The sequence below is a fragment of the Streptomyces sp. NPDC058289 genome (assembly GCF_042880975.1).
In the GTDB taxonomy this organism is placed as follows: Bacteria; Actinomycetota; Actinomycetes; order Streptomycetales; family Streptomycetaceae; genus Streptomyces; species Streptomyces stoeckheimensis.
Map to the genome: position 1 here is coordinate 56329 of NZ_JBHVYI010000001.1, position 24466 is coordinate 80794.

The 24466-nt window shown below is 73.0% G+C and carries 20 protein-coding genes; 17 read left to right on the forward strand and 3 right to left on the reverse strand.

Features of this window, described 5'->3' with window-relative positions:
- Positions 1-68 precede the first annotated feature (68 nt).
- From ACFVX6_RS00265 to ACFVX6_RS00285, 5 genes are read left to right on the forward strand one after another with little or no spacing between them, the layout of a single operon-like run.
- A complete protein-coding gene (locus ACFVX6_RS00265) occupies positions 69-1124 on the forward strand; it encodes an energy-coupling factor ABC transporter permease (RefSeq protein ID WP_389686358.1) in 1056 nt (351 codons plus the stop codon).
- 1 nt (position 1125) lies between these two features.
- A complete protein-coding gene (gene cbiQ, locus ACFVX6_RS00270) occupies positions 1126-1887 on the forward strand; it encodes a cobalt ECF transporter T component CbiQ (RefSeq protein WP_389686360.1) in 762 nt (253 codons plus the stop codon).
- A complete protein-coding gene (locus ACFVX6_RS00275; protein ID WP_389686362.1) occupies positions 1875-2651 on the forward strand; it encodes an energy-coupling factor ABC transporter ATP-binding protein in 777 nt (258 codons plus the stop codon). Before cbiQ ends, ACFVX6_RS00275 begins: the two co-directional genes overlap by 13 nt.
- Before the next feature lie 54 nt (positions 2652-2705).
- Complete coding sequence (locus ACFVX6_RS00280; protein WP_389686364.1) at positions 2706-3863, forward strand: serine hydrolase domain-containing protein; 1158 nt, start codon at positions 2706-2708, stop codon at positions 3861-3863.
- A gap of 52 nt (positions 3864-3915) precedes the next feature.
- Entirely contained in the window at positions 3916-4389 is a 474-nt protein-coding gene (locus tag ACFVX6_RS00285) for a YbaK/EbsC family protein (RefSeq protein ID WP_389686366.1), read from the forward strand.
- 55 nt (positions 4390-4444) lie between these two features.
- On the opposite strand, the gene ACFVX6_RS00290 is transcribed toward ACFVX6_RS00285, so the two are convergent.
- The 3 genes from ACFVX6_RS00290 to ACFVX6_RS00300 form a co-directional block, all read right to left on the reverse strand.
- Positions 4445-6097, reverse strand: coding sequence for a penicillin-binding transpeptidase domain-containing protein (locus tag ACFVX6_RS00290; RefSeq protein ID WP_389686368.1), 1653 nt, complete (start codon positions 6095-6097; stop codon positions 4445-4447).
- A gap of 141 nt (positions 6098-6238) precedes the next feature.
- A complete protein-coding gene (locus ACFVX6_RS00295) occupies positions 6239-7009 on the reverse strand; it encodes an alpha/beta fold hydrolase (protein WP_389686370.1) in 771 nt (256 codons plus the stop codon).
- A 121-nt stretch (positions 7010-7130) separates the two neighbouring features.
- Positions 7131-8912 carry a dolichyl-phosphate-mannose--protein mannosyltransferase gene (locus tag ACFVX6_RS00300; protein WP_389686372.1) on the reverse strand — a complete coding sequence of 594 codons (1782 nt, stop codon included), beginning with the start codon at positions 8910-8912 and terminating at the stop codon, positions 7131-7133.
- A 181-nt stretch (positions 8913-9093) separates the two neighbouring features.
- Here ACFVX6_RS00300 and rsmI point away from each other — a divergent pair, with 181 nt between their 5' ends.
- The 12 genes from rsmI to galE all read left to right on the forward strand — a co-directional run bounded on the left by rsmI (position 9094) and on the right by galE (position 24419).
- Complete coding sequence (gene rsmI / locus ACFVX6_RS00305) at positions 9094-9918, forward strand: 16S rRNA (cytidine(1402)-2'-O)-methyltransferase (protein ID WP_389686563.1); 825 nt, start codon at positions 9094-9096, stop codon at positions 9916-9918.
- Between the two features lie 310 nt (positions 9919-10228).
- Positions 10229-10609 (forward strand): hypothetical protein, encoded by a 381-nt coding sequence (locus ACFVX6_RS00310; protein ID WP_389686565.1) that lies wholly within the window; start codon positions 10229-10231, stop codon positions 10607-10609.
- Positions 10610-10619: 10 nt separating this feature from the next.
- Entirely contained in the window at positions 10620-11498 is an 879-nt protein-coding gene (locus ACFVX6_RS00315) for a TatD family hydrolase (protein WP_383956350.1), read from the forward strand.
- A 569-nt stretch (positions 11499-12067) separates the two neighbouring features.
- Entirely contained in the window at positions 12068-13504 is a 1437-nt protein-coding gene (locus ACFVX6_RS00320) for a ubiquitin-like domain-containing protein (RefSeq protein ID WP_389686567.1), read from the forward strand.
- Positions 13501-14439, forward strand: coding sequence for a 16S rRNA (adenine(1518)-N(6)/adenine(1519)-N(6))-dimethyltransferase RsmA (gene rsmA / locus ACFVX6_RS00325; protein ID WP_389686374.1), 939 nt, complete (start codon positions 13501-13503; stop codon positions 14437-14439). Before ACFVX6_RS00320 ends, rsmA begins: the two co-directional genes overlap by 4 nt.
- The gene (locus ACFVX6_RS00330) at positions 14436-15332 is read left to right on the forward strand and encodes a 4-(cytidine 5'-diphospho)-2-C-methyl-D-erythritol kinase (RefSeq protein ID WP_389686376.1); all 897 of its coding nucleotides are present in this window, start codon (positions 14436-14438) and stop codon (positions 15330-15332) included. Before rsmA ends, ACFVX6_RS00330 begins: the two co-directional genes overlap by 4 nt.
- A 291-nt stretch (positions 15333-15623) precedes the next feature.
- Positions 15624-16958: an acyltransferase family protein gene (locus ACFVX6_RS00335; RefSeq protein WP_389686378.1), complete on the forward strand. Its 1335-nt coding sequence runs from the start codon at positions 15624-15626 to the stop codon at positions 16956-16958.
- A 28-nt stretch (positions 16959-16986) separates the two neighbouring features.
- Entirely contained in the window at positions 16987-18786 is a 1800-nt protein-coding gene (locus ACFVX6_RS00340; RefSeq protein ID WP_389686380.1) for an ABC-F family ATP-binding cassette domain-containing protein, read from the forward strand.
- A gap of 163 nt (positions 18787-18949) precedes the next feature.
- Positions 18950-20626: a PQQ-binding-like beta-propeller repeat protein gene (locus ACFVX6_RS00345; RefSeq protein ID WP_389686382.1), complete on the forward strand. Its 1677-nt coding sequence runs from the start codon at positions 18950-18952 to the stop codon at positions 20624-20626.
- A 721-nt stretch (positions 20627-21347) separates the two neighbouring features.
- Entirely contained in the window at positions 21348-22487 is a 1140-nt protein-coding gene (locus ACFVX6_RS00350) for a PQQ-binding-like beta-propeller repeat protein (RefSeq protein ID WP_389686569.1), read from the forward strand.
- Between the two features lie 152 nt (positions 22488-22639).
- Complete coding sequence (locus ACFVX6_RS00355; RefSeq protein WP_266913012.1) at positions 22640-23329, forward strand: LuxR C-terminal-related transcriptional regulator; 690 nt, start codon at positions 22640-22642, stop codon at positions 23327-23329.
- Between the two features lie 97 nt (positions 23330-23426).
- Entirely contained in the window at positions 23427-24419 is a 993-nt protein-coding gene (gene galE, locus ACFVX6_RS00360; protein ID WP_389686384.1) for a UDP-glucose 4-epimerase GalE, read from the forward strand.
- The last annotated feature ends 47 nt before the right edge of the window (positions 24420-24466 follow it).

The following is a 24466-nucleotide window of genomic DNA, read 5'->3' on the forward strand; positions in this document are numbered from 1 at the left end:
CTTGAACGGTTAAAGAGTTCGTCAGCTCAACGGACCGTTCGCCGGACCGCAGGAAGCGGAGCAAAACCATGCATGTGCCCGACGGCTTCATCGATGCCCCCGTCTCCATTGCCGCAGGTGTCGCCGCCGCCGGAGCCGTGGCGGTCAGCCTTCGTGGCGCCCGCCGGGAGCTCGACGAGCGGACCGCGCCGCTCGCCGGCCTCGTCGCCGCCTTCATCTTCGCCGTACAGATGCTCAACTTCCCCGTCGCGGCCGGAACAAGCGGCCACTTGCTGGGAGGTGCGCTCGCCGCGATCCTCGTCGGCCCCTATACGGGTGTGCTGTGCGTGTCCGTGGTCCTGCTCATGCAGGGCCTCCTGTTCGCCGACGGCGGCCTGACCGCCCTCGGCGTCAACATCGTCACCATGGGCGTCGTCACCGTGGTCGTCGCCTACGTCGTCTTCCGCGGGCTGGCCAAGCTGCTGCCCGACAGCCGCCGCTCGATCACCGTCGCCGCCTTCGCCGGAGCCCTGCTCTCGGTGCCCGCCGCGGCCGCCTTCTTCACCCTCCTCTACTCCATCGGCGGCACCACCGACGTCCCCGTAGTCAAGGTGTTCGGCGCGATGGTCGGCGTCCACGTCCTCATCGGCATCGGCGAGGCCGTCATCACCGCCGCCACCGTCGGCGCCGTGATCGCCGTCCGCCCCGACCTCGTCCACGGCGCCCGCGGCCTGTCCGCTCCGCTGAAGCTGCGCGTCGGCGGCGAACTCGTCGACGCCCCCTCCGCCCCCGCCGCCGTGCCGGTCGCCGCCCGCTCCACCAAGCCCGTGTGGATCACCGGCCTGGTCGCCGCGCTGGCCCTGGCCGGCATCGTCTCCTTCTACGCCTCCTCCAGCCCGGACGGACTGGAGAAGGTCGCCGCCGACAAGGGCATCGACCAGAAGGTCACCGAGCACGCGGCCGCCGACTCCCCGCTCGCCGACTACAGCGTCAAGGACGTCTCCGACGCCCGCCTCTCCGGCGGCCTCGCCGGGGTCATCGGCGTGGGCGCGACCGTCGTCGTCGGCACCGGCGTGTTCTGGACCGTGCGCCGCCGCCGCAGCGCCGACCTGACGGCCGCCTCCACGGCCGTACCGGCCGCCTGACATGGGCGCGGGTCACGCCCACAAGCTCTACCGGCCGGGGCGCTCGCCGGTCCACGACCTGCCGCCGCACTGCAAACTCGCCGCGACCTTCGGTTTCGTGGCCGTCGTCGTGTCCACACCGCGCGAGGCGGTGTGGGCCTTCGGCCTGTACGCCGTCCTCATCGCGGCGACCACCGCCGTGGCCCGGATCCCGCTCGGCTTCCTGCTGCGCCGCCTCCTGATCGAGGTTCCCTTCGTCGCCTTCGCCGTCCTGATGCCCTTCGTGGCCCAGGGCGAGCGGGTGGAGTTCCTCGGCATGTCGCTCAGCGTCTCCGGCCTCTGGGGCGCCTGGAACGTCCTGGCCAAGGGCACCCTCGGCGTGGCCGCCTCCGTACTCCTGGCCTCCACCACCGAACTGCGCGCCCTGCTGCTGGGCCTCCAGCGGCTCAAGCTGCCGCCGCTCCTCGTCCAGATCGCCTCCTTCATGATCCGGTACGGGGACGTCATCAGCGACGAGCTGCGCCGGATGTCCATCGCCCGGCGCTCGCGCGGCTTCGAGGCGCGCGGGATCCGGCACTGGGGGGTCCTCGCGAAGACCGCCGGAGCCCTGTTCATCCGCTCCTACGAGCGCGGCGAGCGGGTCTACCTCGCGATGGTCAGCCGCGGCTACGCCGGCTCGATGCCGGTGATCGACGAGGTGGCGGCGACCCGCACGCAGTGGGCGTACGCGGCCGCGCTCCCGGTGACGGCGCTCGCCGTCTGTCTGATGGGATGGACCCTTTGAACGCACCCACGCCCCCGCCCCCGCCCTCGCTCGACGTCTCCGGCCTCGCCTACGCCTACCCCGACGGCCACCAGGCCCTCTTCGGGGTCGACCTCGCCGTCGGGCGCGGGGAGCGGGTGGCGCTGCTCGGTCCCAACGGCGCCGGCAAGACCACCCTGGTGCTGCACCTCAACGGCATCCTGACCGGCGGCGTCGGTTCCGTGAGCGTGGCCGGGTTGTCCGTGGAGAAGCGCAACCTCGCCGAGATCCGCCGCCGGGTCGGCATCGTCTTCCAGGACCCCGACGACCAGCTGTTCATGCCGACCGTCCGGGAGGACGTGGCCTTCGGCCCGGCCGCCGCCGGGATGCGCGGCGCCGAGCTCGAGGAGCGGGTGCGCGAGGCCCTGGAGCAGGTCGGGATGGCCGCCTTCGCGGACCGGCCCCCGCACCACCTCTCCTTCGGGCAGCGCCGCCGGGTCGCGGTGGCGACCGTGCTGGCCATGCGGCCCGAGATCCTCGTCCTGGACGAGCCGTCCTCCAATCTGGACCCGGCCTCGCGCCGCGAGCTCGCGGACATCCTGCGCTCGCTGGACGTCACCGTGCTGATGGTGACGCACGACCTGCCCTACGCGCTGGAGCTCTGCCCGCGCGCGGTGATCCTCAGCGAGGGGACCATCGTGGCCGACGGCAGGACCCAGGACGTGCTGTGCGACGAGCCGCTGATGCGGGCGCACCGGCTGGAGCTGCCCTTCGGTTTCGACCCGCGCTCGGTCGTCGTCGGCTGACTCGGGGTGCCTCAGCGGTGGCATAACCGCCGGTCGGAGGTTGTTGCACAGGCCGTGGACATCCAAGGTGTGGTGGCGGAGGGCTTCGAGCCCGTCAGGGACGCGTTCGTACGCAACTTCCAGGTGCTCGGGGACCGGGGCGCGGCGGTGTCCGTGTACCGGGACGGGCGCAAGGTCGTGGACCTCTGGGGCGGGAGCAAGGACGCCGAAGGCACCGAACCCTGGGCCGAGGACACCGTGCAGATCGTCCGCTCCGCGACCAAGGGCGTGGCCGCGGCCGTACCGCTGCTGCTCCAGCAGCGCGGACTGCTGGACCTGGATGCGCCGGTGAGCTCGTACTGGCCGGAGTTCAAGGCGGGCGGCAAGGAGCGGACCCGGGTCCGCGACCTGCTCGCGCACCGGGCGGGCGTCCCGGCCCTGGATCGCGGGCTGACGGTGGCCGAGGCTGCGGACGGGGTCTCCGGAGCGCGTGCGGTCGCCGCCCAGCGGGCCTTCTGGGAGCCCGGCACCGAGCACGGCTACCACGCGCAGACCTTCAGCTGGCTGCTGTCCGAGCTGGTGCTGCGGGCGACCGGCCGTTCGCTGGGGGGCATCCTGGCCGAGGAGATCGCGGAGCCGCTGGGTCTGGACTTCTGGATCGGCCTGCCGCAGTCCGAGGAGCACCGGGTGGGCCGGGTGGGGCCGGTCGATCCGCCGGAGAGCGCGGGCACGCTCAGGACCCGGCCGAAGCGAAACGTTTCCGCGGCCTACGCCGATCCGGACTCCCTCACCCGCCGCGCCTTCGCGGCCATCGACCCGCTGCCCGACGAGAACGACCCCGCCTACCGGGCGGCGGAGCTGCCGGCCTCCGCGGGCATCGGCACGGCCCGCGCCCTGGCCCGCTTCTACGCGGCCACCATCGGCGTGGTGGAGGACGGCGCGCGGATCTTCACCCCGGCCACCACCGCGCTGGCGGGCAAGGAGTTCTCCTCGGGCCCCGACCGCGTGCTCGTGGTCAACACGCGCTTCGGCCCCGGCTACATGCTGCACGGCCCCGCGTCCCCGCTGCTGTCCCCGGCTTCCTTCGGGCACCCGGGCCGCGGCGGCTCGCTGGCCTTCGCGGACCCGGAGGCGGGCATCGGCTTCGGCTACGTCACCAACGCCCACGCCAAGTCGGTCACTGCCGACCCGCGCGCCCAGGCCCTGGTCCGGGCCGTCCGCTCGGCGCTCTAGGGCCCGCGAAAGGGCGTCGCGCGGGCGGGGCGGGGAGGGCTAGCGTGCCGTCATGACGACCACCACGCATCCCCTCTTCGCCGAAGCCCTCGCCGCACTGGGGCTGGAACCGGACGTACGCAGCTTCCCCGACGGGACCCGGACCGCCGCCGACGCGGCCGCCGCGATCGGCTGCGAGCTCAGCCAGATCGTGAAGTCGCTGATCTTCGCGGCCGACGGGGTTCCGGTGCTGGTCCTCATGGACGGGGCCTCCCGGGTGGACGTGGAAGCGGTGCGCCGCGAGCTGGGGGCGGGCGCCGTGACCCGGGCGGACGCTGCCCTGGTCCGGGAGACCACGGGCTACGCCATCGGAGGGGTGCCGCCCTTCGGGCACCGCACCCGCACCCGGGTCCTCGCGGACCGCTCCCTGCTGGCCCACGAGGTGGTCTGGGCAGCCGCGGGCACCCCGCACACCGTGTTCCCGATGGATCCGCGCGAGCTGATCCGGCACGCGGGGGCCGCGCTGGCCGACGTACGGGAGAGCTGACCGCGGGGGGCGAGCCCCCTGGCCGGCTCGCGGTCGGCCTGCGGTCGGCCCGCGGTCAGCCCGCGTTCAGGACGGCCGCCACGATCGGGCCCGCCGCGTCGCTGCCGTGGCCGCCGCCCTCGACCATCGCGGCGGCCGCCACGTCGCCGTTGAAGCCGGTGAACCAGCTGTCCGGGTTCTGCGCCCCGTCGACCTCCGCCGAGCCGGTCTTCGCGCCCTTGTCGGAGCCGTGGACCGCGGACATCGCACCCTGGGCGGTGCCCGCGGTGGCCGTCAGCTTCATCATCCGCACGAGCTGCGTCGCCACCGCGGGCTTCATCTTCCGGGTGGCCTTCGCGATCTCGCGGCCGTCCAGCGAGGCCTTGACGACGACCGGCTGGCGGAAGACCCCGGTCCGGGCGGTCGCCGTGATCGAGGCCATCGTCAGCGGGTTCATCTGGATCTGGCCCTGGCCGATGTACGCGGCGGCCGCCGCCGGACCGGTCGCGTCCGGGACCTTTCCGTCGACGGTGGGAACGCCGACCTTCCACTCGACGCCGGCGCCGATGCCGAAGACCTCACGGGCCTCCTTCGGGAGCGCGTCGTCATCGTCGACCGGCTTGATCTGCTTGATGAAAGCGGTGTTGCAGGACTGGGCGAAGCTCGTCGCGAAGGTCTTGCCGTCGAGCTTGAAGCCCTTCAGGTTCTTGAAGGACTTGCCTCCCCAACTCACCTCCGCCGGGCATTCGGCGACCTTGTCCGCCGCCACCAGACCCCGGTCCAGCAGCATCGCGCCGGTCACGATCTTCATCGTGGAGCCCGGCGCGCGGGCTCCGCTGAGGGATGCCGGGAAGCCGTCCCCGCGGTGGTCGGCGATGGCCAGGATGTTGCCGGTGCTGGGCTGGACGGCGACCACCGAGGCCTGCGGGAACTTCAGGACCGCCTGCTCGGCCGCCGCCTGGACGTCCGCGTCCAGGACGGTCTCGATCTCCCCCTCGCCCGCCTTCCCCTCGACCAGCGTCAGCAGGGTCCGCCGAGGTGCCTCCTGGGCGACCGGCTCGATCCACAGCTCGGCGCCGACCTTGCCGCCCTGCCGCTCCCCGTACGTCTTGCGCAGGCTGTCGAGGACCGGGCGCAGCGACGGGTACTTCTCGGCCGTCAGTTCCCTGCCCTTGCGGTCGACGGCCTTGACCGGCGGGTTGGCGGGCGGGCCGCCGCGCAGCTTCTCGCCCTTCTGGAGCTGCGGGTGGAGCACCGAGGGCTGCCAGTCGACGAGCGGCAGCCCCGTGGTGTTGCCGCGGACCACGGTCAGCTTGGACTCGTAGGCGAGGGGCTTGGTGACCCCCTCGTAGGTGACCTCCGCCGCGACGGAGTACGCCACCGTGGTCCCGGTCTGGGTGCCGGGGGTGATCGCGACCTTGGACACGTAGGCCTTGGTCGTGAACTCGCCGAGGGCGCCCTGCGCCTCCGCCGGGTTGTTCGTCAGATCGGCCCCCGCCCGGGCGTCCCCGGCCGCCCACGCGGTGAAGAAGGCCTGGGCGGTCGCCGCGGCATCCTTGTCGCTGACCGGCCCGGTGCCCTTGGCGGGCACCGCCGGGCCGGTCGCGCTCGTGCTCTTGACGTCGTCGTCACCGGCGTCCCCCACCAGTGCGTACACCCCGTACACGGCCCCGCCCAGCATCGCGAGGAAGGCCCCGCCTACGACGGCTCCCTTTGCAGCCCCGTTCATTCCCTCTCCCCGTTCCCGTGTGCCCCGCCCCGGCCCTTGAATGCTGAACGCGTTCAAGTGGCCCATGGAGTAGACCTTACGTCGAACAGACAAACGGTTCAGGGGTTTGGTTGCCCTGGTGCCTCCGGGATCACCGGTGCCTCAGTTTCGGGCCAGGGCGTCCGCGACGGCCCGGGCGAAGCCGTCGGGGTTGTCGAGCATGATGTTGTGCCCCGACTCGGGGACGGGGACGACGGCCACTCCGGCCGCCTCCAGGGCCTCGGTGCCGGGGAAGTGGCCGTCCTCGGCCGGAAGCAGGTAACTGCGCGGGATCTTCAGCCCCAGCAGCAGCTCGCGCATCGTCGGCGTCGTGCCCGCGGCCAGGTGGACGGCGCTGCGGTGCAGGGCGATGCGGCCGGCCAGCCGCATGGTGGACCACCAGTGCGCGCCGACCCGGTCGCGCACCTCGGCCCAGCCGCCGGCCAGGAACTCCTGCTCGGTGTAGGTGGCGAGCCCGCTGCTGCCCACGGCCGCGGGGTCGGGCGGGATCGGGTCCAGGTTGGCGTCGACCAGCACCAGTCGGGAGACGAGGTGGGGGTGCCGGTCGGCCAGCACGATGGCGATCGCGCCGCCCATGCTGTGCGCGATCAGTTCGGCGGCGCCGGTGCCCGCCTGCTCCAGCGCGGCGGCGAGGGCGTCGGCATGCGCCTCCAGCGTGTACGAGAAGTCCTCGGGCCGGTCGCTGTGCCCGTGCCCCAGCAGGTCGATCAGCAGGGACCACCGCCCGGCGAGCAGCGGATGCACGGCGCTCGCAGCAAAGTAGGCGGGCGAGGTGGATCCCAGCCCGTGCAGGTAGACCCGGGCCGGTTCGGCCCCGGGCAGTTCCACCCAGCGGATCCGGTCGCCTTCCGGCGTGACGACGGCACTACGCATCCTGAACTCCCCCGAGTCGATGTGGATCACGAGCGTAATGCGTCCACGTCCACGTACGTCGGCTCCGGCCCCAGCACGACGGCCCCGACGCCGGAAGGCGTCGGGGCCGTCGTTGTGGGTGCTACACCCAGGTGTCCAGCCACATCCGGTTCTGCCAGGAATCCATCGGGATGGACTGGCCGGTGTAGATCGGCCAGAAGTAGATGAAGTTCCACACGATCAGGAGCACCAGTACGCCCGCCGCCACCGCCCCCAGGGCGCGGCGGCGTTCCGAGGAGCCTGCCGGGCCCAGTAGGGCGCCGATCATCATGGCCACCGCCAGGCACAGGTACGGGACGAAGACCACCGCGTAGAAGAAGAAGATGGTCCGCTCCTGGTAGTTGAACCAGGGCAGCAGGCCCGCGCCCAGCGCGCACGCGATCGCGCCCGCCCGCCAGTCGCGGCGGAACAACCACTGCCACAGCACGTACAGCAGCGCGAAGCAGCCCGTCCACCACAGCAGCGGCGTGCCGAGCGCCAGCACCTCGCGCGCGCACTTGGCCGTCTCCGTCGCCGGGCAGCCGTCGGTGCCGGGCGCGGGGGACTCGTAGAAGTAGGAGACGGGACGGCCCAGGACCAGCCAGCTCCACGGGTTCGACTCGTAGGTGTGGCCCGAGGTCAGGCCCACGTGGAACTTGTAGACCTCCGTCTCGTAGTGCCACAGGCTCCGCAGCCACTCCGGGAGGAAGGACAGCGAGCTGTGCTGGTCGTTCTTGGCGGCCCAGTCGCGGAAGTAGCCGCCCTTGCCGTTGTCGGGGGAGAGGATCCAGCCGAGCCACGAGGCCACGTAGACGGAGATCGCCACGGGGACGAGGGAGAGGAAGCCGGGCCAGTTGTCGTGGCGCATCATCGCCGCGTACGGGGTGCCCGCGCCCGCCGTGCGGCGCGCGGCGACGTCCCACATGACCATCACCACGCCGAAGAAGGCCAGCACGATCAGGCCGTTCCACTTCGTGCCGAAGGCCAGGCCCAGGAAGACCCCGGCCAGGAGCCGGTACGGGCGCCAGCCCAGCTTCAGCGTCTCCGCGATCCGGGCGTCCGGCCGGGTCCGCCCCTCCTCGTCCACCGGGAGCGCCGCCGCGAGCCGGGCCCGCACCTTGTCCCGGTCGATCACCAGCGAGCCGAAGGCGCCGAGCACGAAGAACATCAGCACCAGGTCGAGCAGGGCGGTCCGGCTCATCACCAGGTGCAGGCCGTCCACGGCCAGCAGGAGGCCGGCCAGGCAGCCCAGGAAGGTGGAGCGGAACAGCCGCCGGCCGATGCGGCACAGCATCAGCACGGACAGGGTGCCGAGCAGCGCGGTCATGAACCGCCAGCCGAACGGGTCGAAGCCGAACATCCACTCGCCCAGCCCGATCACCCATTTGCCGACCGGCGGGTGCACGACGTAGCCCGGGTCCAGCGGGAGGGGGACCCCGTCGGGGTTGGCGAGGATCGACTTGTCGATGTCCTTGGGCCAGCTCGCCTCGTAGCCCTGCTTGACCGTGGCCCAGGCGTCCTTGGCGTAGTACGTCTCGTCGAATATCACCGCCTTCGGGGTGCCCAGATGGACGAACCGCAGCACCCCGGCGACCAGCGCCACCAGCAGCGGCCCGGCCCACGCCAGCACCCGCTCCCAGCGCTCCGCCGCGGCCGGCCCGATCCCGATCTGCGCCCACAGCTGCGCGGACGGCCGCGCGTACGGGGGCACCAGGCGGGTGCGCACGTCCGACTGCCGCTTCGCCCCGGCGGGCGGTACGTAGCCGAAGCCGCGCAGGCGGCGCAGCCAGGCGGACGGCTGGTCGGCGGGGTCCGGGCCGGGCCCGGCCTCGGTGGCGGGCGGGGCCCCCGCAGGGCTGGGCGGCGGCGTCGCGGTACTGGTCACCGGCACATCGTAGGGAACGACCCTGTGCCGGACCCAGGGGGACGGGAGTGTGGGGCGCGGCGGTTGGGGCGGCTGAGAGGATGGGGCGGTGACCACTGACCAGCCCGGCTCCGCCGAAGCCCCCTCCCCGGCCCCCTCCGACGCACTCGCGGGAGGCGTCCTCGTCCTCGCCGGGACCCCCATCGGCGACCTCGCCGACGCCCCGCCGCGGCTCGCCACCGAGCTGGAGCGGGCCGACGTGATCGCGGCCGAGGACACCCGGCGGCTGCGCAGGCTGACGCAGGGCCTCGGCGTGTACACCACCGGGCGCGTCGTGTCGTACTTCGAGGGCAACGAGTCCGCGCGCACGCCCGAGCTGGTCGAGGCCCTGGAGGCAGGCAAGCGCGTCCTGCTGGTGACGGACGCCGGCATGCCCTCGGTCTCCGACCCGGGCTACCGGCTCGTCGCCGCCGCCGTGGAGAAGGACATCAAGGTCACGGCCGTACCGGGGCCCTCGGCCGTCCTCACCGCGCTCGCCCTCTCCGGCCTGCCGGTCGACCGCTTCTGCTTCGAGGGCTTCCTGCCGCGCAAGGCCGGCGAGCGCCTCGGCAAGCTCCGCGAGCTCGCCGGCGAACGCCGCACCCTCGTCTACTTCGAGGCCCCGCACCGGCTCGACGACACCCTGGCCGCCATGGCCGAGGTCTTCGGCGCCGACCGGCGCGCAGCCGTCTGCCGCGAGCTGACCAAGACCTACGAGGAGGTCAAGCGCGGCGGGCTCGGCGAGCTGGCCGCCTGGGCCGCCGAAGGCGTGCGCGGGGAGATCACCGTGGTCGTCGAGGGCGCTCCGGCCGCGGCCCCCGGCGATGTGGACGCCGAGGAGCTGGTGAACCGGGTACGGGTGCGCGAGGAGGCGGGGGAGCGGCGCAAGGAGGCCATCGCGGCGGTCGCTGCCGAGGCCGGGGTACCCAAGCGCGAGGTGTTCGACGCGGTCGTGGCGGCAAAGAACGCGGCACAAAAGTCGCCGTGAGTCGGTAAAGAGCTAACCTGAAAAGCAAAGCTCAGACCGCGCACCGGGCGCTTTGGGCATGACTCGCCCAAGGACCGTCCAACACTAGACAGGGCCTGATGCGCTCCCGCCCGAAGAGGCGTCCACTGGCAATGGCAGCAGTGGAACAAGAGGAGCTGGCATGAGTGAGATCGCCGAACCCCGACCCCTCCCCCAACCCGCCGGACCCGTCGCTTCGACCGTCGCCGCGCCGGCCGCCCCGGCCGCCCCCGCGACGGGCCCCGGTCCCGCCGCCGTGCCGACCGTGCACGAGGCGTACGCCTTCGCCTGCATGAAGTGCGGCTACGGCTGGGAGCAGGGGTACGAGATAGAACACCACGTCGACGGCAGGGGCCTGCCGTTCATCGTCTACACGGCGGACGGCGAGCGGGTCCCCTCCCCGCTGTCCAATCCGACCTGCATGAACTGCGGCGGCCACGTGGTGCGGATCATGCGGGAGGGCCAGGTCAAGTCGGTCATCGGCATGCTCGACCAGCTCTACCACCACCGCGCGGCCCCGGGCATCGCCGGACCGGTGCCCGCCGGGTACACGGCGAGGGCCCCGAAGGCTCCGAAGCCCCGCAAGGCCGCCCTGCACGACGGCCCCGGGCCGGTCCCGGTGGAACCGCCCGGCCTGATGGCCCGGCTGCTCGGGTTCTTCCGCCGGTCATAAGATCGGCCGTATGAGCCGTAGTACGCCGAACGACGCGCCGCCCCCGCTGCCCGAACCGCTCCGGGTGGCGGTCGCCGACTCCCACACCCACCTGGACATGCAGTCCGGCACCGTCGAGGAGGGCCTCGCCAAGGCCGCCTCCGTCGGGGTGACCACCGTCGTCCAGGTGGGCTGCGACGTGAAGGGCTCCCGCTGGGCCGCCGAGACGGCCGCCGCGTACGAGAACGTCCACGCGGCCGTGGCCCTGCACCCCAACGAGGCCCCCCGGATCGTCCACGGGGACCCCGACGGCTGGTCGCGGCAGGGCGCCCGGACGGGCGGCGGCGAGGCCGCGCTCGACGACGCGCTCGCCGAGATCGAGGCCCTGGCGGCCCTCGCGCACGTGAAGGCGGTCGGCGAGACCGGACTCGACTACTTCCGGACCGGCCCGGAGGGCATGGCCGCGCAGGAGCGTTCCTTCCGCGCACACATCGAGATCGCCAAACGGCAGGGCAAGGCCCTGGTCATCCACGACCGCGAGGCGCACGCGGACGTGCTGCGCGTCCTGCGCGAGGAGGGCGCCCCCGAGCGGACCGTCTTCCACTGCTACTCCGGAGACGCGGAGATGGCCCGGGAGTGCGCGGCCGCCGGCTACTACATGTCCTTCGCCGGGACCGTCACCTTCAAGAACGCGGCGCCGCTGCGCGAAGCCCTGGCGGTGGCCCCGCTGGAGCTGGTGCTCGTGGAGACGGACGCCCCGTACCTCACCCCGGCCCCGTACCGCGGACGGCCCAACGCGCCGTACCTCATTCCGCTGACCGTACGGGCCATGGCCGCGGTCCGCGGCATCGACGAGGACGCCATGGCGACGGCCCTGGCGGCCAACACGGCCCGCGCCTTCGCCTACTGAGCACCCCCTCACCCGTTCGCCACGTTCCGTAGTCGCCCCGCTTTGTAGCGTGACGACCGCTCCGCTAGGGTGCCGTGCCCGAAGCAGCCGGACGGACCAGTGGAGCGAGCGCGATGAGCGATGTGGCCTGGCCGGCCGGTGGACGCGACCCCTGGGCCGTGGCCCCGGACCCGATCGCGGAACCGGGCACCTTCCCGGACCCGTTCCTCGCCCCGGGCGCGGATCAGGACCTGATGGATCCGTACGCGGACCCGTACCCGGACCCGGGGGCGACGGCCCCCGGCCCGTCCGCCGGAGCGGGGCCCTACGGGGACGTGGATCCGTACGCGGGTCCGGGGGCGTCGGCCCCGGGCCCGGCCGCCGCGGCGGGGCCTTACGGGGACGTGGATCCGTACGCGGGCCCCGGGTCGGGCCGGGGCGCGGATCTCGATCCGGGCCCGGAGGCGGGCCGGGATCCGGATGCCTTCCCGGGCCCGGCGGCGGATGCGGACCTGGGCCTGTTCCTGCGTCCGGGTGTGGACGCGGATCCGTACCCGTACCCGTACCCGGGCCCGCATCCGGAGCCCGCGGTGCCGGCGCCCCGGGGCGGTGGGCGGCGGCGGACGGCCGCCGAGCCCGGGGCGGGCCGCCGGGCACGCGGCCGGGCCCCCGCCCCGGCCGGTCCCGCACCGGGGCCCGCCCCTGCCCCCGCCCCCGAGCCGGAGCCACCGGCCACCGGCCGTCGGCGCCGCACCGCGCCGGTGGCGTCCCTGGACACCGCCCCCGCCCCGGCCGGACCCGTCCCCGCGGGGACCGGACGGCGCCGGGGCGGACTCGGCACGGTGCCCGCGCCGGCCGGTCCCGGTACCGGCGTCGGCCCCGGTGTCGGCCCCGCCCCCGGTCCAAGGCGGCGCAGGAGCGCCGCCCCCGCTTCCCGCGACACCTGGCGGCGCATCGTGCCGCAGGCCCTGGTCGTCGCCTTCCTGGCGGGCGGCACCACCGCCTTCGTGGCCGCCGACAAGGCCGTACGCCTCACCGTCGACGGAGTCCCGCGGACCCTGCACACCTTCGCCGACGACGTCGACGAGCTGCTCGCCGCCGAAGGACTCGGCGTCGGCCCCCACGACCTCGTCGCCCCGGCGGGGGCGGAGGTCCTCGACGACGGGGACGAGATCGTCCTGCGCTACGGCCGCCCGCTGAGCCTGACCCTCGACGGACAGCGGCGCGAGGTGTGGACCACCGCCCGCACCGTGGACGGCGCACTGCGCCAGTTCGGCATCCGCGCCGAGGGCGCCTACCTCTCCGCACCCCGCACCGCCACCGTCCCCCGGACCGGCCTGACCCTCGCCGTCCGCACCGAACGCAGCATCACCTTCATGGCCGACGGCCGCGAGCGGACCATCCGCACGAACGCCGCCACCGTTCAAGAGGCCCTCGACGAAGCCGGGATCACCCTCCACGGCCAAGACGCCACCTCCGTGCCCGCCGACTCCTTCCCGCGCGACGGCCAGACCGTCACCGTGCTCCGCATCACCGGCACCCGCGAGATCCGCGAGGAACGCATCCCCTACGCGACCGAGCGGGTCAAGGACCCCGCCCTCTTCGCCGGAACCGAAGTCGTCGAGCGCTCGGGCCGGCCCGGAGCGCGCAGGGTCACGTACAGTCTGCGCACCGTCAACGGGGTCCGGCAAAAGCCCCGCCGGGTCGCCCAGGAGACCGTACGCGAGCCCGTCAAACAGCTCGTCAAGGTCGGCACCAAGCCGCTGCCGACCTCCGTGCAGGGTGCGGACGGCCTCGACTGGGGCGCACTGGCCCGCTGCGAGTCGGGCGGCCGACCCGGCGCCACGGACCCCTCGGGCACGTACGGGGGGCTCTACCAGTTCGACGTACAGACCTGGCAGGCCCTCGGCGGCAGCGGCCGACCGCAGGACGCTCCGGGCCCGGAACAGACGTACCGCGCGAAGAAGCTGTACGTCCAGCGGGGGGCGAGTCCCTGGCCACACTGCGGCCGTACCCTTTATCGGTGAGCACCGCAGAGCAGCAGCCCGAAAGCACCGTGCCGGAGACCTCCGTGCCGGAGACGTCCGCGCCCGAGACCTCCGCCCTCCTCGGCGCGGCCGACATCCGGGAGCTGGCCGCCGTACTCGGCGTACGGCCGACGAAGCAGAAGGGCCAGAACTTCGTCATCGACGCCAACACCGTGCGCCGCATCGTGCGCACCGCCGAGGTCCGGCCGGACGACGTGGTCGTCGAGGTCGGGCCCGGGCTGGGCTCGCTGACGCTGGCACTGCTGGAGGCCGCCGACCGGGTCGTCGCCGTCGAGATCGACGACATCCTGGCCGCCGCGCTGCCCGCCACCATCGAGGCGCGGATGCCGGAGCGCAAGGACCGCTTCGCGCTGGTCCACTCCGACGCGATGCTGGTCAAGGAGCTGCCCGGGCCGCCGCCGACCGCGCTCGTCGCGAACCTCCCCTACAACGTGGCCGTGCCGGTCCTGCTCACCATGCTCGACCGCTTCCCGAGCATCGAGCGGACCCTGGTCATGGTGCAGGCCGAGGTCGCCGACCGACTGGCCGCCGAGCCCGGCAGCAAGGTGTACGGCGTCCCCTCCGTCAAGGCCAACTGGTACGCGGACGTCAAGCGGGCCGGCGCCATCGGCCGCAAGGTCTTCTGGCCCGCCCCGAACGTCGACTCCGGACTCGTCTCCCTGGTCCGCCGGGCGGAGCCGGTCAAGACCACCGCGACCAAGGCCGAGGTCTTCGCGGTCGTCGACGCGGCCTTCGCGCAGCGCCGCAAGACGCTGCGCGCGGCGCTGTCCGGCTGGGCCGGTTCCGCGGCCGGTGCCGAAGCGGCGCTGGTCGCCGCCGGTGTCTCCCCGCAGGCCCGCGGCGAATCCCTCACCGTCGAGCAGTTCGCGGCGATCGCCGAGCACAAGCCCGCTGCGGAGAGGCCCGCGCTGTGAGCGACACGATCGCCGTACGGGTCCCCGCCAAGGTCAACGTCCAGCTGGCGGTGGGCGCGGCCCGGCCGGACGGCTTCCACGACCTGGCCAACGTCTTCCTCGCGGTCTCCCTCTACGACGAGGTCACCGCGACCGCCGGCGACGGGCTCACCGTGACCTGCGCCGGCCCGGACGCCGACAAGGTGCCGCTAGACCGCACCAACCTCGTGGCCCGGGCGGCGGAGATCCTGGCGGAGCGGGCCGGGCTGAGCCCGGACGTCCACCTCCACATCGAGAAGCGGATCCCGGTGGCGGGCGGCATGGCCGGCGGCAGCGCCGACGGGGCGGCCGCGCTGCTGGCCTGCGACGCCCTCTGGGGGCTGAAGACCCCGGTCGACGAACTCCTCGCCATCTGCGCGGAGCTGGGCAGCGACGTGCCGTTCAGCCTGGTCGGCGGGGCGGCGCTGGGCACCGGGCGCGGGGAGATCCTGACCCCGGTCGCGGCCGGCACCTTCCACTGGGTGTTCGCGGTGGCCGACGGAGGCCTCTCCACCCCGGCGGTGTTCCGCGAGTTCGACCGGCTCACCGCCGGTACGGAGGTCCCCGCCCCGCAGGCGTCCCCGGCCCTCCTCGCGGCCCTGGCCTCCGGTGACCCGGACGCACTGGCCGCCACCCTGGCCAACGGGCTCCAGCCCGCGGCCCTTTCGCTGCGGCCATCGCTCGCCGAGACCCTCGCGGCGGGTACGGAGGCCGGGGCGCTGGCCGCGCTGGTGTCCGGCTCGGGTCCGACGACGGCCTTCCTGGTCCGCGATGCGGAGTCGGCGATCAAGGTGGCGGCGGCCCTCGACGCCTCCGGCACCTGCCGCAGCACCCACGTGGCCACGAGCCCGGCCCCGGGCGCGACCCTCCTCTGACCGGCCGCTCCGGGCGGAGCCCGTGGCGTGCGCTGCCGCCGGCCCGACCAGGCGGCGGGGGTGTGCCGCTGCGCGGCGCGGAGTCCCCTACCCGCCCTTCCACCGTTCCCCGCGGCTCCGCCCCGGACCCCTTGCCGCGGCTGGGTAGATCCAGCCTCGCCGGCGTTTGAGGCGCGGGGTCTGGGGCGGAGCCCCAGGGTCTTTGCGGGTCCGGGCGCAGCCCGGGTACCTAGGCGGGAGTGAGTACCCGCGCGCTGTTGCCGCGGAGGCCCGCGCGGGAGCGTAGGGCCCATGGGAGCCAGCGCAAGCGACATCGCCGCCGTCACCCCCGCCTCGCGGGACCGCTACGTCGACCTGCTCCGGGTCGCCTCGCTCGGAACCGTCATCGCCGGGCACTGGCTGATGGCCGCCGTCAGCACCGACGGCATAGGGAACCTGCTCGCCGTCGTGCCGCCGCTGCAGGTGCTCACCTGGGCGCTGCAGGTGATGCCGGTGTTCTTCTTCGTCGGAGGGTTCTCGCACGCCCTGTCCTACCGGTCCCTCGCGCGCCGCACCGAGGGCCCCGTGTACGCCGCCTTCCTGCGGGCCCGGCTCCGGCGGCTGCTGCGGCCCACCCTCGTGTTCGTCGCCGTCTGGACCGCCGTGGCCCTCGCCGCGCAGCTCCTCGGCGGGGGCGGCGGGCGCCTGTCCGGGGCGGCGTTCCGGCTGGTCACGCAGCCGCTGTGGTTCATCGGGATCTACCTCGCGATGGTCGCGCTCACCCCGCCCCTGCTGAAACTGCACGAGCGCCACGGCTGGGCCGCCTTCGGGGCCCTGGCCGCGGCCGCGGCCGCCGTCGATCTGCTGCGCTTCGCGGGCGGTGTCCCGTACGCCGAGTTCCTGAACTTCGCCTTCGTCTGGCTCGCCGTCCACCAGCTCGGCTTCCTGCGCGCCGACGGACAGCTCCGCCGCCCCGGCGCCCTCGCCGCCGCCGGGCTCGCCGGGGCCGTGGCGCTGGTGGCGTACGGGCCGTACCCGCTGTCCATGGTCGGGATGCCCGGGGAGAAGGTCTCCAACATGGCCCCGCCCACCCTCGCCCTGCTCGCGCACGGGATCTGGCTGGTGGGCGCCGTGGAGCTGCTCAGGACCCCCGCCGGCGCATGGCTGGCCCGGCCCCGGGTCTGGCGCGGTGTGGTCGTCGCCAACGGGGTCGCCATGACGGCCTTCCTCTGGCACCTCACCGCGATGCTCGCCGTGTACGCCGCCCAGCTCGGGCTCGGCATCGCCCTGCCCGAGCCCGCCGGGGCGGCCTGGTGGGCCCAGGTCCCGGTCAGGTTCCTCGCCGCCGCCGCGCTGACCGGCGTCCTCGTCGCGATCTTCCGGCGCTTCGAGGCGCCTGCCGCAGGCAGCACGAGCAGCTCCGGCTCCGGCTCCGGCTCCGGCCCCCGCGCCGCACTCGGCACCGTGCTCTGCCTCCTCGGCGTCCTCGGGCTCTCCACGACCGGCCTCGGCGGGCTCCTGGAAGGCCACAGCGCCACCCTGATCGCGCTCCCGGTCACCGCGCCCGCCGCGATCGGCATGGCGCTGGGCGGCTGGCTGCTGGTGGAACGGTCCGGCACTTCGCGGAGGGTTAGGCTGAGGGGCTGATCCACACCCCTTCCCTGGAGCGCTCCTGATGGCCGTCAACCTGGTCAATGTCGAGGCAGTCAGCAAGGTGTACGGCACCCGTACCCTGCTCGACGGCATCTCCCTCGGCGTATCCGAGGGGGACCGGATCGGTGTCGTAGGCCGCAACGGCGACGGCAAGACCACCCTCATCCGCATGCTCGCCAAGCTGGAGGAACCCGACACCGGCCGGGTCACCCAGAACAGCGGCCTGCAGATGGGCGTGCTCACCCAGCACGACTCGCTCGACCCGAAGGCCACCGTCCGGCACGAGATCATCGGGGACATGGCCGACCACGAGTGGGCCGGCAACTCCAAGATCCGCGACGTCCTGACCGGCCTGTTCGGCGGGCTCGACCTGCCCGGCTTCGGGCAGGGCCTCGACACGGTCATCGGCCCGCTCTCCGGTGGCGAGCGGCGCCGCATCGCGCTGGCCAAGCTGCTCATCGCCGACCAGGACCTCCTCGTACTCGACGAGCCCACCAACCACCTCGACGTCGAGGGCATCTCCTGGCTGGCCAAGCACCTCCAGGAACGCCGCTCCGCGCTCGTGTGCGTCACCCACGACCGGTGGTTCCTCGACCAGGTCTGCACCCGCATGTGGGACGTGCAGCGCGGTGACGTCCACGAGTACGAGGGCGGCTACAGCGACTACGTCTTCGCCCGCGCCGAGCGCGACCGCATCGCCGCCACGGAGGAGTCCAAGCGGCAGAACCTGATGCGCAAGGAGCTCGCCTGGCTGCGCCGCGGCGCCCCCGCCAGGACCTCCAAGCCGCGCTACCGCATCGAGGCCGCCAACGAGCTGATCGCCGACGTGCCGCCGCCGCGCGACAAGTCCGCGCTGATGAAGTTCGCCAACGCCCGCCTCGGCAAGACGGTGTTCGACCTGGAAGACGTGACCGTCCAGGCCGGCCCCAAGACCCTCCTCAAGCACCTCACCTGGCACCTGGGCCCCGGTGACCGCGTCGGTCTCGTCGGCGTCAACGGAGCCGGCAAGACCTCCCTGCTGCGCGCCCTCGGCGAGGCCGCCCGTACCCAGGGCGAGGTCCAGCCGGCCGCCGGCACCGTGACCGTCGGCAAGACCGTCAAGCTGGCCTACCTCTCGCAGGAGGTCGGCGAGCTCGACCCGTCCCTGCGGGTCCTGGAGGCCGTCCAGCGCGTGCGCGACCGGGTCGACCTCGGCCAGGGCCGCGAGATGACGGCCGGCCAGCTGTGCGAGCAGTTCGGCTTCACCAAGGAGAAGCAGTGGACGCCCGTCGGCGACCTCTCCGGCGGTGAGCGGCGCCGGCTGCAGATCCTGCGCCTGCTGATGGACGAGCCCAACGTCCTCTTCCTCGACGAGCCCACCAACGACCTCGACATCGAGACCCTGACCCAGCTGGAGGACCTCCTCGACGGCTGGCCCGGGTCGATGATCGTGATCTCGCACGACCGGTTCTTCATCGAGCGCACCACCGACACCGTCATGGCCCTGCTGGGCGACGCGAGCCTGCGGATGCTGCCGCGCGGCCTCGACGAGTACCTGGAGCGCCGCCGGAAGATGATCGAGGCGGCCTCCCCGGCGCCCGCCCCGGCCGCCGCCGGAAAGTCCTCCGCCTCCGGGGACGCGCGCGCCGCGAAGAAGGAGCTGCAGAAGATCGAGCGGCAGCTCAACAAGATGACGGACCGCGAGAGCAGCCTGCACGCCCAGATCGCCGAGAACTCCACCGACTTCGACAAGGTCGCCAAGCTCGACGCCGAACTGCGGGAACTCATCTCGGACCGGGACGACTTGGAGATGCGCTGGCTGGAGCTCGCCGAGGAGTCGTAGGCCGCGCCGGGCCTCCGGGGCCCGCGGGCCCCAAGTGGCCGATAACGGCCGCATCACGGGCCGGTCCTCCCTTGGGAACAGGGGCCGGACCGGCCCGGCCCACTTCTCGCCGTCAGTGATAGAAAGGGCTTCCTCCCACACCCGAAGCCGAAGGTATGCGCTGATGACCGAGCCGCCCCAGCCGCCGAACCCCTCCGGTTACGGGCACCTGCCGGGACCCCCGCAGCCCGGGTACGGTTTCCCGCCGCAGGGCGAGAACCCGTACGCGCAGCAGCCCCAGCCGCAGGGCCCGTACGGCCAGCCGCCGCAGGGCCCGTACGGCCAGCAGCCGCCCGGGGGCTACGGCTTCCCGCCCCAGCCCCCGCACATGCCCCCCGGCGCCCCCGGGGCCCCCGGCATGCCGCCGGCGCCGCCCGGCGGGCCGAAGAAGAAGCTCACCTTGCTGATCGCGGCCGCCGTCGCCGGCGTGCTCGTCCTGGGCACCGGTGGCTACTTCGCGTTCTTCGCCGGCAAGGACAAGGGCAACGACAAGGTCATCGGACAGGACACCACGCCGCCGCCCGCCGACGGCAAGGCCTCGCCCTCCGCCTCCGTGGACAAGGGCGACGGCAGCGGCAACGGCGACGAGGAGGAAGAGGACCTCAACGCCGGCCGCAAGCAGGGCGAGGGCAAGGTGCTCTGGTTCAAGACCAGCAAGATCGACGGCCCCGGCTCGGGCGTCGACTCCGAGGGGCAGTGGATCGTCGGCGACACCGTCGTCAAGACCCTCTGGAAGTCGATCACCGGCTACGGGGTCAAGGACGGCAAGGAGAAGTGGACCCTCACCCTCCCCACCTTGATCTGCGGGGTCACCGACATGACCGCGGACGGCAAGACCGTCGTCATGTACAAGAACGGCGAGTCCCAGAGCTCCGACTGCAACATGATGCGGATGATCGACCTCAAGGCCGGCAAGGAGGGATGGACGAAGGAGGTCCCGAAGGAAGGCCTCTTCGACGGCTTCTCCAGCCTCGAACTGGCCCTCACCGGCGACGCCCTCGTCGTCAACCGGATGGGCATGAGCAGTGCCTTCAAGGTCAGTACCGGGGACAAGCTCTTCGACAACAAGCGGGAAGAGGGCTGCCAGCCCGGCGACTTCGCCGCCATGAACGGCAAGATGATCGCCATCGCGACCTGCCAGGACGCCGACAAGACCGTCCAGGTCATGGACGCCGACCCGGCCACCGGCAAGAACACCTGGATCTACAAGCTCCCCAAGGGCTTCCAGGTCAAGACCGTCTACTCGCTGGACCCGATCGTCCTCGACCTCGGCAACAGCGAGGGCAAGGAGCGCTCCATCGTGGTCCTCGGACCCGACGGCAAGCAGCGCACCACCGTCTCCGGCGAGGGCAGCTTCCCGGTCGGCTGCGGCGGTCTCTTCAACCATTCGATCCAGAGCTGCGGTTCCTCCCACGTGGACGCGAACACCCTCTACCTGCCCACCAAGGCCGACATCGGCAAGGCGAACGAGATCGTCGCCTTCGACCTCGGCACCGGCAAGGTGAAGTGGCGCACCCCGGCCGGTGAGGGGCGCACCCTCACCCCGCTGAAGGCGGCGGGCGGCCAGGTCGTCGTCTACAGCGAGGCGGAGCGCGAGAAGGGCGGCGAGGTCCTCACGATCCCGGCCGCCGGGGGCACGCCCACCGCGGTGCTGCGCAACCCGTCCGGCGCCGCGGCCCCGGTGGAGAGCTCCTTCCTCTCCCCGAACGTGGACTACGTGGACGGCCGGCTGTTCGTCTCCGCCTCCCATCTGCAGGCCCAGAACAAGAGCGAGAAGTTCCTGATGGTCTTCGGCAAGTGAGCGACCGCCCCGAGAACGAGCAGTCCACCGCGCGACCCACCGCGCAGTCCGCCGAGCCGCCCACCGAGAGGCAGTAGCACCGATGAGTACCCCGCCGCCCCCCAGCCAGCCGCCGTCCGGCGGCTTCGGCGCGCCGCAGGACCCGCCGCCGGTCGGTTTCCGCAAGGCCGAGGACCAGCCGCCCGGCGGTTTCGGCGGGCCCCCGCCGGTACCCCCGGCCATGCCGGCCGGCCCCCCGCCGCCGCCCCCGGCCCAGCCGCCGACGGTCCCCGCCCAGCCGCCGACGGTCCCGGCCGGGCAACCCGCCGGGCAGCCCTCGTACGGCTATCCGCAGGAGTCCTACGGCTACCCGCAGCAGCCGCAGCCCGTCACCGCGCCGATGTACGCGGCCCAGAGCCCGGCGGCGCCCGCCGCCGGCGGCGGTGGCAACGAGGTCCGCACCCAGCTGCTGATCGTCGGCGCGGCCCTCCTGGCCATCGTCCTCATCGTCGGCGGCGGCTTCTGGTACGTCTCCGGCGAGGACAAGGGCTCCGACAACCAGCCCGTGGCCGAAGGCAGCGCGAGCCCCGGCGGCGACAAGGCCCCGGGCGGCGGCGGCACCGAGAAGGCGCCCGCCAAGACCAAGTCGAAGACGCTGGTCAACGTCCCGATGCCGGACTCGGCCGAGATCGTCCAGATCCCCGGCTCCTGGCTCACCGACACCACCTACGCCAAGTCCGACATGGGCAAGGTCGTCGGCTACAACGTGGCCGACGGCGCCAAGAAGTGGGAGATCCCGCTCGGTGCCAACGTCTGCGCCGCGAGCCGCTGGGTCTCGGACAACAAGACGGCGATCCTCTTCGACGAGGCCCTGCCGACGGCCGAGAAGAAGTACCAGCCGTGCAACCAGGTCGGCGTCATCGACCTGAACAGCGGCAAGCTCCTGTGGAAGGCCAACGCCAAGTCCCAGACCGGCGGCGACAAGCCCATCACCTTCGGCGAGGTCACCGTCAGCGGCCAGACCGTCGCCGCGGGCGGCCTGAACGGCGGCGCCGCCTGGAACCTGGCCGACGGCAAGGTTCTGTGGGCGGCCAAGACCGACGCGGACAGGTGCTCGGACCTGGGCTACGCGGGCGGCCCGGCCCTCGCCGTGATCCGCCGGTGCGGCCAGCACCCGAACTACGTACTGTCCGCCCAGAGCCTCGACCCGGTCACCGGCGCGCAGAAGTCCTCGTACAAGCTCCCCGCGGGCCTCGACTTCGCCCAGATCGTCTCCACCAAGCCGCTGATCGTCGCGGCGGACGTCAACGACACCTCCAAGAACGCCACCGGCGTGAGCGACCTCTTCGTGCTCGACGACGGGGGCCAGCTGAAGGCGCGCATCCCGCTCACCTCGGGGAACTACAACCCGGAGTGCGGGGCCACCGAGGTCGAGGACTGCGTCCACATGGTCGTCGGCAACGGCAAGATCTACCTGCCGACCGAGGAGCACAAGGGCACGACCGACTCCGGCCGCACCAACGAGATCATCTCCTTCGACCTGGAGACCGGCAAGCTGACCGCCGACCGCGCCGACGCCGGCGAGCGCCACACCATCTACCCGCTGCGCATGGACGGCTCCAACCTCATCGCCCACAAAATCCCGCCCTACGACGGCGGCGGCCAGGTCGTCTCCATCGACGGCAAGACGATGAAGGAGACCGTGCTCATGCAGAACCCGGCGACCAAGGAATCGCAGCGCGCCGAGACCCAGTTCGTGCCGGAGGCCGCCGAGTACCGCTACGGCAACGGGAGGTTCTTCATCGCCCGCGACGCCGTGCACAGCAAGTCCTCCGTGGTCACCGACCCGTACTACATCTTCGTCTCCTTCACGACGGGCTGACCGGCAGCGGCACCCGCGTGCCGCAGAACCCCCGGAAAGCCCCGAAGCCCCCGGAAGGTCCGTCCTTCCGGGGGCTTCTGCGCGGTATCCCCACCGCGTCGTCGAACAAGCGTGTAGCTTGCCGGGTCAGAAGGGCGGGGGTGGGTACCTCAATGGGCGTACGGGTCATGGTGGTCGACGAGCACCGGCTGCTGGCCGAGGCGCTCGCCTCGGCCCTGAAACTGCGCGGCCACCGGGTGCTGGCGGCCGCCGCCCCGGCCGCGGGCGCCGCCGAACTGGTCATCAGCCGCGCCCCGGAGGTCTGCCTGCTGGGCACCGCGACGCCCGCCGAGCCCGGGGTCTTCGAGCCGATCGTCCGGATCAAGCGGGAGCGCCCGCAGATCGCCGTGGTCGTGCTGGGCCCGGTGCCGAGCCCGCGCGGGATCGCGGCCGCCTTCGCGGCCGGCGCCTCGGGGTACGTTCGCCACGACGAGCGCATCGAGGGCGTGGAGCGGGCCCTGGCCAAGGCCCGGGCGGGGGAAGTGGCCATCGCGCCGCAGCTGTTGCAGGGGGCCTTCGCGGAGCTGCTCAACCCCGCCGCCCAGCCCGACGACGAGGGCAGCCGGCTGCTGCGGCTGCTCACCCCGCGCGAGGTGGAGGTACTGGTCCGGGTCGCCGAGGGCGAGGACACCCGGCTCATCGCCGCCGGCATGGCCATCGCGCCGAGCACCGCGCGCACGCACGTCCAGCGGGTGCTGATGAAGCTGGGCGTGGGCTCGCGGCTGGAGGCGGCCGCGCTGGCCGCCCGTACCGGTCTGCTCGACCGGGCCGGACTGCCGCCGTCCGGGGGCGCCAGGCCCTGATCGGGGCCGGGGATTTCCCCGACGGCGCGGATTCGGGTATGCCGGTGACCAGCACGCGCACGGTGCGTGCTTTTCCCCGGCGAGAGGCAGTAGTCACGTGAGCGAGACGGCGTCTTCCAAGGCTTCCAAGTCTTCCAAGTATCTGGTCACCGGCGGAGCCGGATACGTGGGCGGGGTGGTCGCGGCGCACCTCCTGGAGGCGGGCCACGAGGTCACGGTCCTCGACGACCTCTCCACCGGCTTCCGTTCCGGGGTGCCGGCCGGCGCCGCGTTCATCGAGGGCCGCATCCAGGACGCCGCCGAGCACCTGGACCCCTCCTACGACGGGGTCCTGCACTTCGCGGCCTCCTCGCAGGTCGGCGAGTCCGTGGTGAACCCCGGCAAGTACTGGGAGAACAACGTCGGCGGCACCCTGGCCCTGCTGGCCGCGATGCGCGGCGCGGGCGTGCGCAGGCTGGTGTTCTCCTCCACCGCGGCGACCTACGGGGAGCCGGGCGACGGGCCGCTGACCGAGTCCTCGGTGACCGCCCCCACCAACCCGTACGGGGCCTCGAAGCTGGCCGTCGACCACATGATCGCGGGGGAGTGCGCGGCGCACGGCCTCGCGGCGGTCTCGCTGCGCTACTTCAACGTGGCCGGTGCCTACGGGCAGTTCGGCGAGCTGCACGATCCCGAGACCCACCTGATCCCGCTGGTGCTGCAAGTGGCCCTCGGCGAGCGGGAGTCGATCTCGGTGTTCGGCGAGGACTACCCGACCCCGGACGGCACCTGCGTACGGGACTACATCCACGTCGCCGACCTGGCCGAGGCCCACCTGGCCGCGCTGCGGGTCGCCGCCGAGGGGGAGCACCTGGTGTGCAACCTCGGCAACGGCAGCGGGTTTTCGGTCCGCGAGGTCATCGAGACGGTCCGCAAGGTCACCGGGAAGGAGGTTCCCGAGGTGGTGGCTCCCCGCCGGGCCGGCGACCCGGCCTTCCTCGTCGCCTCCGCCCGCACGGCTCACGAACGCCTCGGCTGGACCCCGACCCGCTCGGACCTCACGGGCATCGTGACGGACGCCTGGAACTTCACCCGCGCCCGGCGCGGCTGAGCCCACCGGCACCCACCAGCACCCACCGACTCTCCGGCCCCACCCCT

Coding starts and splice junctions, on each gene's coding strand:
- ACFVX6_RS00265 (WP_389686358.1), top strand. CDS start 69: ATGCATGTGCCCGACGGCTTCATCGATGCCCCCGTCTCCATTGCCGCA.
- cbiQ (WP_389686360.1), top strand. CDS start 1,126: ATGGGCGCGGGTCACGCCCACAAGCTCTACCGGCCGGGGCGCTCGCCG.
- ACFVX6_RS00275 (WP_389686362.1), top strand. CDS start 1,875: ATGGACCCTTTGAACGCACCCACGCCCCCGCCCCCGCCCTCGCTCGAC.
- ACFVX6_RS00285 (WP_389686366.1), top strand. CDS start 3,916: ATGACGACCACCACGCATCCCCTCTTCGCCGAAGCCCTCGCCGCACTG.
- ACFVX6_RS00290 (WP_389686368.1), bottom strand. CDS start 6,097: ATGAACGGGGCTGCAAAGGGAGCCGTCGTAGGCGGGGCCTTCCTCGCG.
- ACFVX6_RS00295 (WP_389686370.1), bottom strand. CDS start 7,009: ATGCGTAGTGCCGTCGTCACGCCGGAAGGCGACCGGATCCGCTGGGTG.
- ACFVX6_RS00310 (WP_389686565.1), top strand. CDS start 10,229: ATGAAGTGCGGCTACGGCTGGGAGCAGGGGTACGAGATAGAACACCAC.
- ACFVX6_RS00315 (WP_383956350.1), top strand. CDS start 10,620: ATGAGCCGTAGTACGCCGAACGACGCGCCGCCCCCGCTGCCCGAACCG.
- ACFVX6_RS00335 (WP_389686378.1), top strand. CDS start 15,624: ATGGGAGCCAGCGCAAGCGACATCGCCGCCGTCACCCCCGCCTCGCGG.
- ACFVX6_RS00340 (WP_389686380.1), top strand. CDS start 16,987: ATGGCCGTCAACCTGGTCAATGTCGAGGCAGTCAGCAAGGTGTACGGC.
- ACFVX6_RS00345 (WP_389686382.1), top strand. CDS start 18,950: ATGACCGAGCCGCCCCAGCCGCCGAACCCCTCCGGTTACGGGCACCTG.
- ACFVX6_RS00350 (WP_389686569.1), top strand. CDS start 21,348: ATGGGCAAGGTCGTCGGCTACAACGTGGCCGACGGCGCCAAGAAGTGG.
- ACFVX6_RS00355 (WP_266913012.1), top strand. CDS start 22,640: ATGGGCGTACGGGTCATGGTGGTCGACGAGCACCGGCTGCTGGCCGAG.